General features: G+C 61.5%; 13 protein-coding genes. 5 read left to right on the top strand and 8 right to left on the bottom strand.

Annotated elements, in window-relative coordinates:
• The first annotated feature begins 107 nt into the window (after positions 1-107).
• Both C6Y56_RS10105 and C6Y56_RS10100 read left to right on the top strand, forming a co-directional pair.
• The gene (locus C6Y56_RS10105; RefSeq protein WP_169429720.1) at positions 108-1,124 is read left to right on the top strand and encodes an alpha/beta hydrolase; all 1,017 of its coding nucleotides are present in this window, start codon (positions 108-110) and stop codon (positions 1,122-1,124) included.
• A gap of 63 nt (positions 1,125-1,187) precedes the next feature.
• The gene (locus tag C6Y56_RS10100; RefSeq protein WP_169429719.1) at positions 1,188-2,615 is read left to right on the top strand and encodes a mechanosensitive ion channel family protein; all 1,428 of its coding nucleotides are present in this window, start codon (positions 1,188-1,190) and stop codon (positions 2,613-2,615) included.
• Positions 2,616-2,895: 280 nt separating this feature from the next.
• Here the strand turns inward: C6Y56_RS10100 and ycaC are convergent, their stop codons facing one another.
• The 5 genes from ycaC to C6Y56_RS10075 all read right to left on the bottom strand — a co-directional run bounded on the left by ycaC (position 2,896) and on the right by C6Y56_RS10075 (position 7,616).
• Positions 2,896-3,522, bottom strand: coding sequence for an isochorismate family cysteine hydrolase YcaC (gene ycaC, locus C6Y56_RS10095; protein WP_011333417.1), 627 nt, complete (start codon positions 3,520-3,522; stop codon positions 2,896-2,898).
• A gap of 69 nt (positions 3,523-3,591) precedes the next feature.
• Positions 3,592-5,430 (bottom strand): amidohydrolase, encoded by a 1,839-nt coding sequence (locus C6Y56_RS10090; protein WP_169429718.1) that lies wholly within the window; start codon positions 5,428-5,430, stop codon positions 3,592-3,594.
• Positions 5,431-5,475: 45 nt separating this feature from the next.
• A complete protein-coding gene (locus tag C6Y56_RS10085; protein WP_169429717.1) occupies positions 5,476-6,102 on the bottom strand; it encodes an antibiotic biosynthesis monooxygenase in 627 nt (208 codons plus the stop codon).
• A complete protein-coding gene (locus tag C6Y56_RS10080; RefSeq protein ID WP_169429716.1) occupies positions 6,095-6,511 on the bottom strand; it encodes a DoxX family protein in 417 nt (138 codons plus the stop codon). The genes C6Y56_RS10085 and C6Y56_RS10080 overlap by 8 nt, the downstream gene beginning before the upstream one ends.
• 184 nt (positions 6,512-6,695) lie before the next feature.
• Positions 6,696-7,616 (bottom strand): LysR family transcriptional regulator, encoded by a 921-nt coding sequence (locus C6Y56_RS10075; RefSeq protein ID WP_169429715.1) that lies wholly within the window; start codon positions 7,614-7,616, stop codon positions 6,696-6,698.
• A gap of 210 nt (positions 7,617-7,826) precedes the next feature.
• On the opposite strand from C6Y56_RS10075, the gene C6Y56_RS10070 reads away from it, so the two are divergent.
• Complete coding sequence (locus tag C6Y56_RS10070) at positions 7,827-8,228, top strand: helix-turn-helix domain-containing protein (protein WP_169429714.1); 402 nt, start codon at positions 7,827-7,829, stop codon at positions 8,226-8,228.
• Between the two features lie 7 nt (positions 8,229-8,235).
• On the opposite strand, the gene C6Y56_RS10065 is transcribed toward C6Y56_RS10070, so the two are convergent.
• The gene (locus C6Y56_RS10065) at positions 8,236-8,805 is read right to left on the bottom strand and encodes a flavodoxin family protein (RefSeq protein WP_169429713.1); all 570 of its coding nucleotides are present in this window, start codon (positions 8,803-8,805) and stop codon (positions 8,236-8,238) included.
• Positions 8,806-9,138: 333 nt separating this feature from the next.
• Here C6Y56_RS10065 and C6Y56_RS10060 point away from each other — a divergent pair, with 333 nt between their 5' ends.
• Positions 9,139-11,925 carry an ATP-binding protein gene (locus C6Y56_RS10060; protein WP_169429712.1) on the top strand — a complete coding sequence of 929 codons (2,787 nt, stop codon included), beginning with the start codon at positions 9,139-9,141 and terminating at the stop codon, positions 11,923-11,925.
• On the opposite strand, the gene C6Y56_RS10055 is transcribed toward C6Y56_RS10060, so the two are convergent.
• Together C6Y56_RS10055 and C6Y56_RS10050 are read right to left on the bottom strand one after the other, a co-directional pair.
• A complete protein-coding gene (locus C6Y56_RS10055) occupies positions 11,887-13,359 on the bottom strand; it encodes an ATP-binding protein (RefSeq protein ID WP_169429711.1) in 1,473 nt (490 codons plus the stop codon). The genes C6Y56_RS10060 and C6Y56_RS10055 overlap by 39 nt on opposite strands.
• A 90-nt stretch (positions 13,360-13,449) precedes the next feature.
• Positions 13,450-14,400 carry a GlxA family transcriptional regulator gene (locus C6Y56_RS10050; protein ID WP_169429710.1) on the bottom strand — a complete coding sequence of 317 codons (951 nt, stop codon included), beginning with the start codon at positions 14,398-14,400 and terminating at the stop codon, positions 13,450-13,452.
• Between the two features lie 213 nt (positions 14,401-14,613).
• Here C6Y56_RS10050 and C6Y56_RS10045 point away from each other — a divergent pair, with 213 nt between their 5' ends.
• Positions 14,614-15,336 carry a pirin family protein gene (locus C6Y56_RS10045; RefSeq protein ID WP_169429709.1) on the top strand — a complete coding sequence of 241 codons (723 nt, stop codon included), beginning with the start codon at positions 14,614-14,616 and terminating at the stop codon, positions 15,334-15,336.
• Positions 15,337-15,360: the final 24 nt, after the last annotated feature.

Here is a 15,360-nt window from a genome sequence, read left to right as displayed (position 1 = left end):
ACCTCATTAATCTGTGCTCACGGTGTTGCTGAGGCCTGAAGCCCAGCGCCACAGCAGCCCGATCCCAAGGCATACAAAAACTCAAACGACTTAAAAAGGAATTGCACATGAACATCAAGAAAACCCTCGCCGCTTCCCTCCTCGCCCTGTCCATCGGCAACGCCTTCGCCGCCGAAGGCACTGGGGTCGAACACACCACCCAGGCCTTCCTCGATGCCCTCGCCGCCGGCGGCGGCAAACCGCTGGAGCAACTGAGCCCGAAAGACGCCCGTGCGGTGCTGACCGGCGCCCAGGCTTCGGTGAAGGTTGACCTGTCCGGTGTTGAAGTCAGCGACAAGGCGATCAAGGTCGACGGCCAGACGATCAACCTGAAAGTGGTGCGTCCGGCCAAGGTCAAAGGCGATCTGCCGGTGTTCATGTTCTTTCACGGTGGCGGCTGGGTACTGGGCGACTACCCGACGCACCAACGCTTGATTCGTGATCTGGTGGTGGGTTCTGGCGCGGTCGCGGTGTATGTCGATTACACGCCGTCGCCGGAAGCACAGTACCCGACGGCGATCAATCAGGCTTACGCCGCGACGAAGTGGGTGGCGGAGCACGGCAAGGAGATCGGTGTCGACGGCAAGCGTCTGGCGGTGGCCGGCAACAGCGTCGGCGGCAACATGGCGGCGGTCGTGGCGCTGATGGCCAAGGAACAGAAATCCCCGGCCCTGCGCTTCCAGTTGCTGATGTGGCCGGTGACCAACGCCGGGTTCGATAACGGCTCGTACCAGCAATTTGCCGAGGGCCACTTCCTGACCAAGGGCATGATGCAGTGGTTCTGGGACAACTACACCACCAACCCGGCCGAGCGCGCGCAGATCCACGCCTCGCCGCTCAACGCCAGCGCCGAACAGCTCAAGGGCCTGCCCGCCGCGCTGGTGCAGACCGCCGAGTTCGACGTGCTGCGTGACGAAGGCGAAGGCTACGCCCGTCATCTCGACGCGGCGGGTGTGCCGGTGACCTCGGTGCGCTACAACGGGATGATTCACGACTTCGGCCTGCTCAACCCGCTGAACGGCATACCTGAAGTGAAGGCCGCCGTGCGTCAGGCCGCGGCAGAACTGAAGACCCATCTGAACTGAGTCCAGCCACTCGCCACACCTTCGGGTGTGGCGTTTTCTTTGGTGCCCGCCGGAGTTCATCCCATGAGCCTTTTTTCTGCCCACCTGCTGTCCTGGAGCGCCCTGTTGCTGGTGCTCGACGCCCTGCTCTGGCACCTCGCGCCGTTCAAGCATCGTGCGCAACGGGTCGGTGTGCGGCTGGTGCTGTTTCTGGCCTTCAGCGCGCTGATCATCAATGCCGGCGTCAGCCCGTTGCAGGCGCCGTTGTTTGCCGATGACCCGGTTGCCCAGCTTGGCGCAACGGCCTTGGGGATTTTCTGGTGGCTGTACGCCGCGCGGGCGCTGACCGAAGTGATCGGCCTGATCCTGATGCGCCGCATCGGCCACAGCGGCCGGCTGTTGCAGGACGTGATCGGTGCGCTGGTGTTTCTGGCGGCCATCGTCGCAGCGGCCGGTTATGTGCTGGAGCTGCCGGTGAAAGGCCTGCTCGCCACCTCCGGGGTGTTCGCCATCGTGGTCGGTCTGGCGCTGCAAAGCACCTTGAGCGACGTGTTCTCGGGCATCGTGCTCAACACCACCAAGCCGTATCAGGTGGACGATTTTGTGGTGATCGACGGCGTCGAAGGCAAGGTGCTCGACATCGACTGGCGCGCCACACATCTGCTGACCGGCGCCGGAACCCTGGCCGTAGTGCCGAACTCGGTGGCGGCCAAGGCCAAAATCGTCAACCTCAGCCGCCCGAACAACCTGCATGGCGTGTCGATCAGCATCAAGGTGCCGAACCACATCCGTCCGCGCCGCGTGCTGGACGCCCTCGACCGCACGCTGCAAGGCAGCAGCAGCCTGCTGCTGACGCCGGCGCCGAAAGCAGTACTGAAAGAGGCCGGCGAAGAAATGTCGGAATACGTGGCCAGCGGTTTTATCGCTGAACTGGGCAAGAAAGGTGAGGTGCGCAATCAACTGTTCGACCTCGCCCACCGTCATCTCGAAGCGGCCGGCATTTCGCGCCACCCCGATGGCGTGATCGAACCTTCGACCCGCGCCCGTGCCTTGCTCGATGAAGTGAAAATCTTCCGCTCGCTCAGCCATGAAGAACGCGATCGCCTCGCCGAATCGATGGTCGCGCAGCAGTACAGCGCCGGGCAGGTGGTGCTTGATCTTGAGGAAGTGCCGGACAGCCTGTTCGTGATCGCCACCGGCGTGGTCAGCGCCAGCGTGCCGGATGGCAACGGTTTCACCGAGGCTGGGCGCATGGGGCCAAGCGAGGTCATGGGCGAGCAAAGCATCCTCGCGGATACGCCTTCGCAGGCGACGTTTACCGCACTGACGTCCTCGATCATTTATCGCCTCGACAAGAACCTGACTCGCCAGTGCATGGAGCAGCGCAGTGAAGTGGGCCAGGCGTTGAACAAGTTGCAGGCGGTGCGGCAGCAGAACAGTCGGCTGGCGTTGATGGCCAAGCCTGTGCCGGTTCGCAAGGGCGGGTTTTTGGGGTGGTTGCAGAAGCGATAATGTTTGCGGGTTCAGAATCGTTGCCACCTTCAAGATCTACCCCTCACCCCAGCCCTCTCCCCCAGGGGGCGAGGGGGAAAGGGGGCGGATCTCCATGCTGTTCGGGTCCTGAGTACGACTCAAAACTTCCAGGTCGATGTATTTCTCCCAAACACCTCAATCGGCCCCCTCTCCCTCCGGGAGAGGGCTGGGGTGAGGGCTGGTTCTCAAATTGAAATACCCCCTATCAACACCGCAAAAAAATGCCCGCTCTTCAGCGGGCATTTTTTTCTTCTACCGATTACTTGGCAGTGAACTTGGTGTAGCTGTTGATCAGGTTGCGGTAGTTAGGCAGACGCTGGGACAGCAGGTTCGCCAGGCCTTCCATGTCGTTGCGCCAGTCGCCCTGCAGCTCGCAGGCTACAGCGAACCAGTTCAGCAGGTGCGCGCCGGCAGCCGACATGCGCGCCCACGCCGCTTGTTGCACGGTGGTGTTGAAGGTGCCGGAAGCGTCGGTGACCACGAACACTTCGAAGCCTTCAGCGATGGCCGACAGGGTCGGGAACGCCACGCACACGTCAGTCACCACACCGGCGATGATCAGTTGCTTGCGGCCGGTGGCCTTGATGGCCTTGACGAAGTCTTCGTTGTCCCAGGCGTTGATCTGGCCAGGACGGGCAATGAATGGCGCGTCCGGGAATTGCTCTTTCAGTTCAGGCACGATCGGGCCGTTCGGGCCGCTGTCGAAACTGGTGGTGAGGATGGTCGGCAGGTTGAAGAACTTGGCGATGTCACCCAGTGCCAGCACGTTGTTCTTGAACTCGTTCGGCGAGAAATCCTGCACCAGCGAGATCAGGCCGGTCTGGTGGTCGACCAGCAGAACCACGGCGTCGTCTTTGTTCAAGCGTTTGTAAGGAACGTTGCTCATGTGAAACTCCTCGATGGATGGTTGTTGCGGGGAGCGCCGCTCACGCAGAACGGCGCTTTTTCAAAAGGATCAGAAAGCGAAGCAGGAGCAACCGAACGCGCCCCAGAAACCGGCGAAATCGCTGACCGGCGCATTCGACATCCGCGCTTTTTCATGGCTGTGGGTATGCACCGCGCACGGGCCGCTGCATTGATGCACCTGCGCCTGCAATGGCGAATTCGGGCGCCAGTGGCCCGGCACCTTCACCACCGGCGACCAGTCCGGCAGCACCGGCAGCGAACGTGGGCCGAGGTCTTCGAAGTCGCCAGCGGCGTACACGATCTTGCCGCCGACCACGGTCAGCACCGACTCGATCCACTTGATCGCTTCTTCTTCGACGTGGAAGAAGTCCGCGCTCAGCGCTGCCAGATCCGCCAGTTGCCCGACCTTGATCTGGCCTTTCTTGCCCTGCTCGGACGAGAACCAGGCGCTGCCGTGGGTGAACAGTTCCAGCGCGGTGGTGCGTGGCAAACCTTCTTCGTACAGTGCCAGACCGCCAACGGTGCGACCGCTGACCATCCAGTACAGCGAAGTCCACGGGTTGTAGCTGGAAACACGAGTGGCATCGGTGCCCGCGCCGACCGGCACGCCTTCGGCGAGCATGCGTTTGATCGGTGGCGTGGCTTCGGCAGCCTGTTTGCCATAGCGATCAACGAAGTATTCGCCCTGGAACGCCATGCGATCCTGAATCGCGATACCACCGCCCAGCGCCCTCACCCGTTCGATGTTCTGCGGGGTGATGGTTTCGGCGTGGTCGAAGAACCACGGCAAGCCGTTGAACGGAATGTCGCGGTTGACCTTCTCGAACACATCGAGCATGCGGCTGATGGATTCGTTGTAGGTGGCGTGCAGACGGAACGGCCAGCGCTGTTCGACCAGATGGCGTACCACCGGCTCCAGCTCCTGTTCCATGGTCTGCGGCAGGTCCGGGCGCGGTTCGAGGAAGTCTTCGAAGTCCGCCGCCGAGAACACCAGCATCTCGCCAGCGCCGTTGTGGCGCAGGAAGTCATCGCCCTGATGCAACTTGACGCTGCCGGTCCAGTTCTGGAAATCGGTCAGCTCTTCCTTCGGCTTCTGGGTGAACAGGTTGTAGGCGATGCGCACGGTCAACTGGTCGTCTTTGGCCAGTTGTTCGATCACCTGATAATCGTCCGGGTAGTTCTGGAAACCGCCGCCGGCATCGATGGCGCTGGTCAGACCGAGGCGATTGAGCTCGCGCATGAACTGACGAGTCGAGTTGACCTGATATTCCAGCGGCAGCTTGGGCCCCTTGGCCAGCGTCGAGTACAGAATCATCGCGTTCGGCCGCGCCACCAGCATGCCGGTCGGGTTGCCGTTGGCATCACGCACGATCTCGCCACCCGGCGGGTTCGGCGTGTCGCGGGTGTAGCCAGCCACGCGCAACGCGGCGCGGTTGAGCAGCGCGCGGTCATACAGGTGCAGAATGAACACCGGGGTGTCCGGCGCCGCCTGGTTGATTTCTTCAAGGGTCGGCATGCGTTTTTCGGCGAACTGGAATTCGTTCCAGCCACCCACCACGCGCACCCATTGCGGGGTCGGCGTGCGATCGGCCTGATCCTTGAGCATGCGCAGCGCATCGGCCAGCGACGGCACGCCCTCCCAACGCAATTCGAGGTTGTAGTTCAGGCCGCCACGGATCAGGTGCAAGTGCGAGTCGTTGAGCCCGGGAATCACACAGCGACCCTTGAGATCGACCACTTGCGTACCTGCGCCGCGCAGGGCCATGGCCTGCGTATCGTTACCGACGACGACAAAGCGTCCGTCCTTGATCGCCACCGCACTGGCGAGAGGTTTTTCGCGGTCTACCGTATGAAATTGGCCATTGAACAGAATCAGATCGGCGTTCATCGCAGTTCCTTCGAGATAAGTGAAACGAAGCCCGGACCCACCGCTTCAGCGCGGCGGGTTGGCGTTGGATTCCAGGTGTTCATGGGGCTGACTGGCGGTCAGCCATGGCGCGAACAATCGGGTGGCGGCCGGCATGCACACGTAGACCACCGACACCACGATGGTCAGGGTGATCAGGAACGTGGCGACCACGTAGTTGGACAGGAACGCATTGAGTTGCAGCAGCGGCCCCCAGATCAGCGGCACCAGCAAGGTGTGCGGCAGGATCACCAGCAGCGTCACCACGGCCTGCTTCCAGCGCGGTGGCGGCGACCCGGCCTCGGCCAGCGGCGTGAACCAGAATTCGTTGGCTGCGTTGACTTCGGTCTGGTCGCCGTCGGCGAGCATGGGCGCGGCTTCATCGATCAGCTTCTGACGTTGCGGCGAGTCGAGCCAGCGCTGCATCGCGTCGGTCGAGCAGTAACGCAGCACGCAGGTGAACAGCGCGAGCCCGCCCTGCTGGCTGCGCATAACATCCACGCCAAGATGCCCTTCTTCGCGCCCCGCCACGCTGACGATATTGCGCAGCCACGCTTCGTACGGCTGTTCGAAACCGGCCTTGACCCGGTGCTTGACGATCAGCGTCACGGTTTCTTCGGGTCCCGGTTTTTTCGGGTTCTGGGCATCAGGCATAACGGAGCACTCCGGGCAAACGAACATTGAGCGCCAGCCGTCCCGGCCCGGCGATCAGAACAGTGGTGAAGAGGATCAGCAGCAACCAGCCGAACTGCCCTTCGGCCACACTCCATTGCGGATGCACGACCAGCAACGCCACCAGCAGCACAAACAGAATAGGCAAGCACGCCAGACGCGCCAGCACCCCGGCGACGATCAGCAGTGGGCAGAGGACTTCGGCGAAGATCGCCAGAATCAAAGTGAGGTGGGAACCGAGGTGGAACGGGTCCTCGATCTGTTGCAGTTGCGCAGTGAAATCCAGCAGCTTGGGCAAGCCATGGACGAACAGCAGAAACAAGCCGCCGGTGACCCGCAGGAACAGCAGGCCGAGGTTTTGCGCCTGGTCATTGCGTTGTATAGCGTTCATGGGCCCACCCTTGATCAATCATTGCAGGCCATGGTGCAACGATTGATCGGGGGGGAAATTGGATGGGTGTGCTCTCTTTGCGAAAACACACAGAACGCAAGAACGACACAAAATCATTGTGGGAGCGAGCAAGCTCGCTCCCACAGGGTTACAAGGCGACAAACGAATTGTGTTTCAGGTCTTGTTACACCGGAATATCCAGCGATACCGACATGAACTGACTGATCCGCGACCGCAGCCATTTCTCCGCCGGATCGTTGTCATGCACCCCGCTCCAGGCCATCGACAGCTGCGCCGCATCGATGGGGAACGGAGGATCCTCAGCCCGCAACGAACATCCTTCGACCAACGCACATGCCGCGTAATCCGGCACGGTGGCGATCATCTCGGTGCCGGCGAGCAAGGCGCGCAAACCGCTGAACTGTGGCACGCCGAGCACCACGCGGCGGCTGCGGCCGACCTTGGCCAGGTCCACGTCGATGTTGCCGCTCAGATCACCCGAGAACGACACCATCGCGTGGGGTCGCTCGCAGTATTCATCGAGGGTCAGCGGCCCCGGGCGGTCATCGCCGCGCAGAACCTTGCAGGGAATGTCGCGCAGTTTCTTGCGCTTGGCGTTGGCCGGCAGATCGGTGGTGTAGCTCACACCAACGGAGATTTCCCCAGACGCCAACAGCGTCGGCATCAGCAGGTAGTTGGCGCGACGCACCACGACCACAATCCCCGGCGCCTCTTCCTGCAACTGGCGCAGCAATGGCGGAAACAGACCGAACTCGGCGTCATCCGACAGGCCGATGCGGAAGACGTCGCAACTGGTGGCCGGATCGAATTCCTTGGCCCGGCTGACCGCGCCGGAAATCACGTCCATCGCCGGTTGCAGCTCCTGAAGAATCGCCAGCGCCCGCGCCGTCGGTTCCATGCCGCGACCGTTGCGCAACAGCAATGGGTCGTCGAACAGATCGCGCAGGCGTCCCAGCGCCGCGCTCACTGCCGGTTGGCCCATGAACAGTTTTTCGGCGACGCGGGTCAGGTTCTTTTCGAACATCAGTGCTTCGAAGATCACCAGCAGGTTCATGTCGACGCGGCGCAGATCGTTTCGGTTCATGGGCGTGTTTTCCTTTTTGGCCAGGCGCAAGTGCTACGCACTTTACTAGATCGGCGGCCATTCGAAATCAGGTCCGGCCGCGGAATTAACAACGTTTAACTCGTCAGTCTTTGCCCTGCGCCAAACAATGAAACCCTCTGCACAGCGTTGTTTCATTGACCTGTGGGAACGCACCGACCGTGTACTCCCGCCCCCGATAGGTACTTGGCCATGGCTCCTTCTCAGCAAACCGTCGCCCGCGTCCCTGCCAGCGAATCCCGCAAAATCGGCACCGGGGGCCTCAGCCCGCAGCGGGAACGACTGGTGAAACAATTGATCCTGGAACGATTGGGCGAACCCCTGGAGGTCACTGAGCTGGCCAGTGCCTGTGCGTTGTCACGCAGTCATTTTTCCCGGGCGTTCAAATGCAGCACCGGGCTCTCGCCACAGGACTGGATCCGCACCCAGCGGATCGCCCGGGCCAAACTGTTGATCCAGCACACCGATCACAGCCTGACGCAGATCAGCCTGGAGTGCGGCTTCTGCGATCAGTCGCACTTCTGTCATATTTTCACTCGCAGTGAAGGGATCAACCCGTTTGCCTGGCGCTGTCAGGTCATGAAAAAACGTTGAGCCGCTTTCATCCCCGGGCCATGCGCTGAGCCAGTCGCGCCACCCGCTCCCCCAGATGCACAGCGGTCAGGCGGTCCTCCAGCGGAGGGGCGTGCTCGGGCGGTTTCTCGACAGACGATTGGGACATGGCCCCAAGGGAGCTGCCAAGGCGATTCAACTGGCCGTCGAAGCCACTGGCGCCAGCACGGGCCGGCAGCAGATCAAGCCCGACCCAGATCATCGAATGCTGGGCCGCGAACACCGCCATTTGCAGCAGGGTATTGAGTTTGTCGCCGCACAGACTGCCGGAGTTGGTGAATCCTGCGGCGAGTTTGTCGCGCCACGGCCGAACCAGATAGAACGACGCCGTGGCTTCCATGAATTGCTTGAACGCCGCCGACGCACTGCCCATATAAGTCGGCGCGCCGAAAATGATCGCATCGGCACGGTGCAATTCGTCCCAATGGGCCTCCACATCCTCCACCGCCAACAGCAGGCAGGTACTGCCCAAGTGGCGCTGCACACCTTCGGCCACAGCCTGGGCCATGACGCGGGTGTGCCCGTAGCCACTGTGATAGACCACTACTACCTTGCTCATCGCAGCGTCCTCTAGACGTATGCACTCCATTGCCTTGGAGTTTTGGCTCTGGAGCAGGCGTGGACGAGTTAATCGTTGTTAATTTTCCTCCTCTGTCGGGCAGGCAGGCACAGGTTCGAGCCTTTAAATACGGTAGTGATGACGCCGCATACCGATAGATGCTCCAGCAGCAAACCTTTGTGCGCATTGCGCTGACACCCAATCCTGAGGAATATGCTCGGAAACGGCGGACCAGACGGCTTGCATGACCTTCAAGTCGCCATCCGCCCTGCCCGTCACGGTTTTTTCACCTACGCCGGGGCAGGATCACAAGAACAATGAAGGAGTGAGCGGTTGAGTCTTTCCCCGAATCAGGCCATCGGTTTCGGCCCCTATCGGATCCACACTGACCAGCGCCTGGTGCTCGAGGGCGACCAGCCTTTGCGCCTGGGACGCCGTGCCATGGACATTCTGCTGATCTTGCTGGCCAACGCCGGCGAGGTGGTGAGCAAGCAGCAATTGATCGCCGAAGTCTGGCCGGACAGCGTGGTGGAAGACATCAACTTGCGCGTGCACATGGCAGCCTTGCGCAAGGCGCTCGGCGACGGTCAGGCCGGGCAGCGCTACATCGTCACGGTGGCGCAGCGCGGTTACAGTTTCGTCGCGCCGATCCTGTTGCAGTCCATCGAACAGCGCCCCGCCGCCGCCCCTATCGGCCGACATAACCTGCCATTGCGGCGCACACGGATGATCGGCCGCCAGACCGTGATCGACAACCTGATGGCGCAATTGCCGAAAAAGCGCTGCATCACCCTGGTCGGCCCCGGCGGCATCGGCAAGACCACCGTGGCCTTGCGCGTCGCCGAGCAACTGATCGGTCGTTATCGCGACGGGATTCGTCTGCTGGATCTGGCGCCACTCAACGATCCGGGCTCGATCTGCTCTCACCTCGCCGCCCTGCTGGATCTTTCATTGCACGACAATGAACCGATGGCCTGCCTGATCAACAGCCTGCGCGAACGGCAGATGCTGCTGGTGATCGACAACTGCGAGCACCTGATCGACGCCGTGGCGCTGCTTGGCGAGAGTCTCCTGCGTGGCGCGCCGCAGGTGCATATCCTGGCCACCAGCCGCGAAAGCCTGCGCGCCGAGGGCGAGTATGTGCAGCGCCTGGAATCCCTCGACTGCCCGCCACCGATTGCGGTGCTCGACCGAGATCAGGCAATGGAATTCTCCGCACTGCAACTGTTCGTCGAGCGGACGATGGCCGCCCACGAGCACTTTGAGCCGGACAATGCCGACCTGCCCGTGATCATCGAAATCTGTCGCCGGCTGGATGGCATCCCGCTGGCGTTGGAATTGGCTGCCGCGCAAGTAGCGAACCTCGGCCTGGGCGGTTTGCTGAGCCAGTTGCAGGGGCGTCTGCCGGCAGGCAATCAGACCAGTCTCGGACGCCATGAAACCTTGCGCGCCACGCTGGACTGGAGCTTTAACCTGCTCAACGCCTGCGAGCAGACCGGTCTGCGTCGCCTGGGTGTATTTCGTGGCGCCTTCACGCTGGAGTCTGCTGCCGCGGTGATCGTGGGCCAGCATATCGAGCCTGGCGAAGTGTTCGCCTCGATCACGCAATTGGTCGCCAAATCGCTGCTCAATGTCGAGGTCGGCGATGAAGAAGTGTTCTATCGCCTGCTCGACACCACTCGCCGCTATGCCCTGGAAAAACTCGAGCAGGCTGCCGAACTCGGCGAATCCCGTGAGCGTCATGCCGAACGCTGCCTGGCACTGATGCATCAGGCCCAGGCCGAATGGGAAAACACGCCGACCGGGGTGTGGATCGAGCGCTACGCCCGAGGATTGGAAGATCTGCGGGCAGCGCTTGAGTGGACACTGAACGATGAAGGCTCGCGTCATCTTGGCGTGCGCCTGACGGCCACTTCGGCGCCGTTGTGGCAGGAGCTGTCCTTGCTCAAGGAGTACGGCGTTCATGTGCGTCGGGCACTCGCGTTGCTCGCGTCATCGGAAGAACCCTGTCCGCGCCTGGAAATCGCCTTGAAACTGGCCCTCGGCAGCGCCTGTTACCACACCTGGGGCGGCACGCCGGAGACTATCGAAGCGTTCGTCAGCGCCCGTCTGCTGGCACAGAAGCACGACGACATGGCCGGCCAGTTGCGTGCCGTGTCAGGGCACATGGCGGTCAATCTCAGTTGCGGCCATTACCGCATGGCGCTGGAGCAGAGCGAGCAATTTGAAACCCTCGGCCTGCACGGCGACGCGCAATTGTCCTTGAGCACCCACCGTTTGCGGGTGCTCGCCCTGCACTACGCCGGCGATCAGCACCAGGCACGGATCCACGCCGAGCAGGTGATCCAGCGCATGGCTCAAAGCGGCCACCTCAACCGCTTCACCCACGGTTTCGGCGTGCAATACGATCAGAGCGTCGCCTCACTGACCGTCCTCGCCCGGGTGCTGTGGCTGCAAGGTTTTCCCGAACAGGCGTGGCGTACGGCGCGGCAGGCGCTGGACATCGCAATGCAGATCAACCACGGCACCTCGATCTGCTACACCCTGGCACTCGCCTCGTGCCTGATCGCCCATTACAACGGAGATACACAGAACGCCCGGGCGCTGCTGCAACTGTTGCTCGAACAGGCGCAGAAGCATTCGGTGCTGCTGTTCTACACGTGGGCGCGGCACTACGCGCAGGTGATTGACGCCGACAAATCCCCCGCCATCCCGCCCGCCGACAGCGGTCTGGTCAGGGAAATCATGGTCACGCTGGATCCGGGTTTCGTTGACGATGCACTGCTTGAACGAGCACAAAGCGGCGCGGCCGGCTGGAGTACTGCGGAGATTTTGCGGGCCCGGGCCGAGCGATTGCTGGCCGCTGAATCGCCCTGTCACCACACGGTCGAAAGCGCCTTGCAGCAATCGCTCGAGATTGCCCGGACCCAAGGTGCCCTGGCCTGGGAACTGCGCAGCGCAACGTCGCTGGCGCAGGTGTGGCAGCGTCAGTCGCGCTATCGTGAGGCACTCGATTTGCTGACGCCGGTCTACCAGCGCTTCACCGAAGGCTATGCCACCCCGGACTTGCGCAAGGTGCGCTTACTGCTCGACGAACTGCGCGGTCAGTCGGCCGCTTGAGCTCAGGCGCGTGCGGCACAGATAACGCGCATGCCGACGCTCGACTTCATTCAGCTCGCCGCCCTGCTCCAGCTGTTCGCGGGCATAGCGACGCGTGGTGTTGAGCATTCGATAGCGCAATGTCCCACTGGATCGATCCATCGTCAGTAACGACATGGCCGCCAATTGCTCAACGACTGCCACCAGTGTCGAGGGTGGCAATTGCGCGCAACTGATCACACCGATTGCGGCATCCAGAGTGAACGCCATCCTGAACACCGACAACCGTTGCAGCACGCGCTGTTCCTGTTCGCTCAAGCGCTGATAACTCCAGTCCAGTGCGGCCTTCATCGACTGGTGGCGTGGCACGGCCGTCCGCCGACCGTGACTCAAGACCTGCAGACCGTGGTCCAGTTGAGACTGCAACCCGACCAACGCCAGCGCATCGATCTGCGCTGCTGCCAGTTCGATCGCCAGGGGCAGACCATCGAGTCGCCGACAGATATCGCGCACCGTTTCCAGATCCTGCTCACGCAGACAGAAGCCGTGCTGACGCGCACGGGCCCGACTGACAAACAGTTGCACCGCCGAATAGCCCATGACTTCATCGACACTGTTGAGCGCCGAGGCTTTGGGAAGGGTCAGGGGCGGCAGTGGCTGCAGAACTTCCAGACCGAGACGCAACGGTTCGCGGCTGGTGGCAAGGATCGACAGACGGGGCGCTGCGTCGAGCAGTGTTTCCAGCAGGCTGCGGCAGGCTTCAAGCAGGTGTTCGCAATTGTCCAGCACCAGCAACGCGTGGCGCCCCGCCAGTGTGGGGAAATCGATGTCGAGGGTTTGCAGCAGGTGATCGAGGAGCGGGGTGTCTTCGTCGATCAGCGACAGATCGACCTGCCACACGCCGTCACGAAAATGTTGCAGCAGCAGCTCCGCTGCACGCAGTGCTACCGTGCTTTTGCCGACGCCGGCAGCTCCCGTCACTGTCATGAGCCGGGACAAGGGCAGTTGCCGAACCAGACTGCCGACCAGCGAATCGCGACCTGTGACCGGCATCAACCGTGCAGGCAGATTGTGCTGCGGCACTTGCAGACTTTCGAACACCACTTGCGCAACAGCGTCGCTCTGTACCGGCGCGACGAAGCTGTACCCGCGTTGTGGCACATTGATGATATAGCGCTGACCGTTCTCGCCGTCGCCAAGCGCCCGACGCAACGCCGCGATGTGCACCCGCAGATTGATTTCCTCGACCACCGACGTCGGCCACACCAGCGCGATCAACTGCTCCTTGCCGACCACCTGACCGGCACGCTCGACCAGCACTTGCAGAATGTCCAGCGCACGACCGCCCATGCGCAGTTGCCGATCCCCCTCGAGGATCAACCGTTGCCGCAAATGGAATGCGTACGGGCCGAAACGCAGGACCGACGCCGAGCTCAATTCGTAAAGACTGTTCATGTCCGTTATCTTCGCAGGCATCGATGACGGCACAACCACCATGCGGGGCCCAGCACGGACATCCGGATGCCCGTAACGGACAGAACAGCTCTAGCTGAACTGCTCGCGATATTGAGCCGGGGTCAATCCGAGCTTTTCGCCGAACAGAAAACGCATGTGCCGCACGCTGCCGAAACCGCTTTTGTAGGCCACTGTCTTCAGCGGCAGATCGCTGGTCTCCAGCAGATTGCGCGCGCAGTCGATGCGTGCACTTTGCAGGAACTCCATGGGCGTCATGTTGACTTCGCGTGCAAACAGGCGGGCGAAATGGCGTGCACTCATGTTCGCCACACCGGCCATGCGCTCAACGGTGAAGGTTTCCTCAAGATGCTCCAGAACGTAGTTCTGTACACGGGTGACGGGGGTTTCCTGTGGCGCAACCGCTGCCATCAGCGGACTGAATTGCGCCTGTCCGCCCTGGCGCTTCATCACCACCAGCAGCACTTTGGCCACATCCTGAGCGAGTTTTTTGCCGTGATCGCGGGCCACCACCGCCAGTGCCAGATCGATTCCGGCTGTCACGCCCCCCGAGGTGATCAGGTTGCGGTCTTCGACAAAGATCTGGTCGGTCGCGACATCTGCCTTGGGAAAGCCCTTGATCAAGCGCTCGGTGTAGTTCCAGTGGGTGGTCACGCGATACCCATCCAGCAGCCCGGCGTAGCCAAGCACGAAGGCACCCGTGCAAATCGAACCGTAGCGCCCGGCACGACTGACCGCACCTTTGAGCCAGTCCAGCAGCGGCGGACATTTTTTGTTGTAGGCACCGGGTCCGCCTGGCACCAACAGCAAGTCATAGCGATCGCCGGCTTCGTCGATATGCCCGTCGGTATGCACCCGCACACCATTGGAGGCACGCAGCGGCCCGCGTTCAGTCCCCAGAAGCGTCAGTTGATAATGGTCGTCCGGCTTAAGGTATCGGTTGGCAACCGAGAACACTTCCAGCGGCCCGGCCATATCGAGCAGTAGAAACTCGGGAAACAACACCATTGCCACGGTTTTCATGAGCAGACATCACTGAAATCAATGAACAGTTATAAGTTGCCGCATTATGGCCAAGTACAGCGCAAACGTTGAAAAAGAATGCGTGAACTGACGCACATTACTGTCAACTCCAAGGGGACAGTATTTCAATTTTCACCTACTTATTGCACACCAGCGTAACCAGTAACCTTCTCCTCACTTGGACGAATCAACGTCCTGAAAGGAGATCTGATCATGCTGACCCTTCGCAAAGCTTCCGACCGTGGTCTGGCCAATCATGGCTGGTTGAAGTCATTCCACACCTTTTCCTTCGCCAGTTATCGCAACCCGCGTGAACAGGGTTTCTCCGACCTGCTGGTGATCAACGATGACCGCGTCGCCGCCGGCAAAGGCTTCGGCCAGCACCCGCACCGCGACATGGAGATTTTCTCCTACGTGCTCGAAGGCGCCCTGGAACACAAGGATACTCTCGGCACCGGTTCGGTGATCCGCCCCGGCGACGTGCAACTGATGAGTGCCGGCAGTGGCGTGGCCCACAGTGAGTTCAACCACTCGGCGACCAAGCCTGTGCACTTCCTGCAGATCTGGATCGTGCCGGACGTCAGCGGCGCCAAACCGCGCTACCAGCAAGAGCACTTCAACGAACAGAAAAAACGCGGTCGCCTGCAACTGATCATCTCGCCCGAAGGCAGTCACGGCTCGCTGAAAGTGCGCCAGGATGCACGAGTGTATGCCGGGCTGTTCGATGGCGAGGAAAGTGCCACCCTCAAGCTGCCTGCCAACCGTTACGCCTATGTCCACGTTGCTCGCGGCAGCGTTGAACTGAACGGCGTGCAGTTGAAGGAAGGCGATGGCGTACGGGTTCGTGAAGAACAGGCACTGACCCTGAGCAATGGCCAGGATGCCGAAGTGCTGGTGTTTGACCTGCGGCCTCAGGAGTTGCCTGAAATGCCATGAGGCACCGGTTTCAACGCTCACAAA

It is taken from the genome of Pseudomonas fluorescens (assembly GCF_012974785.1).
In the GTDB taxonomy this organism is placed as follows: domain Bacteria; phylum Pseudomonadota; class Gammaproteobacteria; order Pseudomonadales; family Pseudomonadaceae; genus Aquipseudomonas; species Aquipseudomonas fluorescens_BT.
Note: the sequence above shows the minus strand (reverse complement) of the source record. Positions and strands in the feature narration are given on the sequence as shown.

What these genes read in the sequence shown, in the direction of transcription:
- C6Y56_RS10065 (WP_169429713.1), bottom strand. Translation starts at nt 8,805, where the DNA reads ATGAGCAAGGTAGTAGTGGTCTATCACAGTGGCTACGGGCACACCCGC.
- C6Y56_RS10090 (WP_169429718.1), bottom strand. Translation starts at nt 5,430, where the DNA reads ATGAACGCCGATCTGATTCTGTTCAATGGCCAATTTCATACGGTAGAC.
- C6Y56_RS10045 (WP_169429709.1), top strand. Translation starts at nt 14,614, where the DNA reads ATGCTGACCCTTCGCAAAGCTTCCGACCGTGGTCTGGCCAATCATGGC.
- C6Y56_RS10055 (WP_169429711.1), bottom strand. Translation starts at nt 13,359, where the DNA reads ATGAACAGTCTTTACGAATTGAGCTCGGCGTCGGTCCTGCGTTTCGGC.
- C6Y56_RS10105 (WP_169429720.1), top strand. Translation starts at nt 108, where the DNA reads ATGAACATCAAGAAAACCCTCGCCGCTTCCCTCCTCGCCCTGTCCATC.
- C6Y56_RS10075 (WP_169429715.1), bottom strand. Translation starts at nt 7,616, where the DNA reads ATGAACCGAAACGATCTGCGCCGCGTCGACATGAACCTGCTGGTGATC.
- C6Y56_RS10050 (WP_169429710.1), bottom strand. Translation starts at nt 14,400, where the DNA reads ATGAAAACCGTGGCAATGGTGTTGTTTCCCGAGTTTCTACTGCTCGAT.
- C6Y56_RS10085 (WP_169429717.1), bottom strand. Translation starts at nt 6,102, where the DNA reads ATGCCTGATGCCCAGAACCCGAAAAAACCGGGACCCGAAGAAACCGTG.
- ycaC (WP_011333417.1), bottom strand. Translation starts at nt 3,522, where the DNA reads ATGAGCAACGTTCCTTACAAACGCTTGAACAAAGACGACGCCGTGGTT.
- C6Y56_RS10100 (WP_169429719.1), top strand. Translation starts at nt 1,188, where the DNA reads ATGAGCCTTTTTTCTGCCCACCTGCTGTCCTGGAGCGCCCTGTTGCTG.
- C6Y56_RS10070 (WP_169429714.1), top strand. Translation starts at nt 7,827, where the DNA reads ATGGCTCCTTCTCAGCAAACCGTCGCCCGCGTCCCTGCCAGCGAATCC.
- C6Y56_RS10080 (WP_169429716.1), bottom strand. Translation starts at nt 6,511, where the DNA reads ATGAACGCTATACAACGCAATGACCAGGCGCAAAACCTCGGCCTGCTG.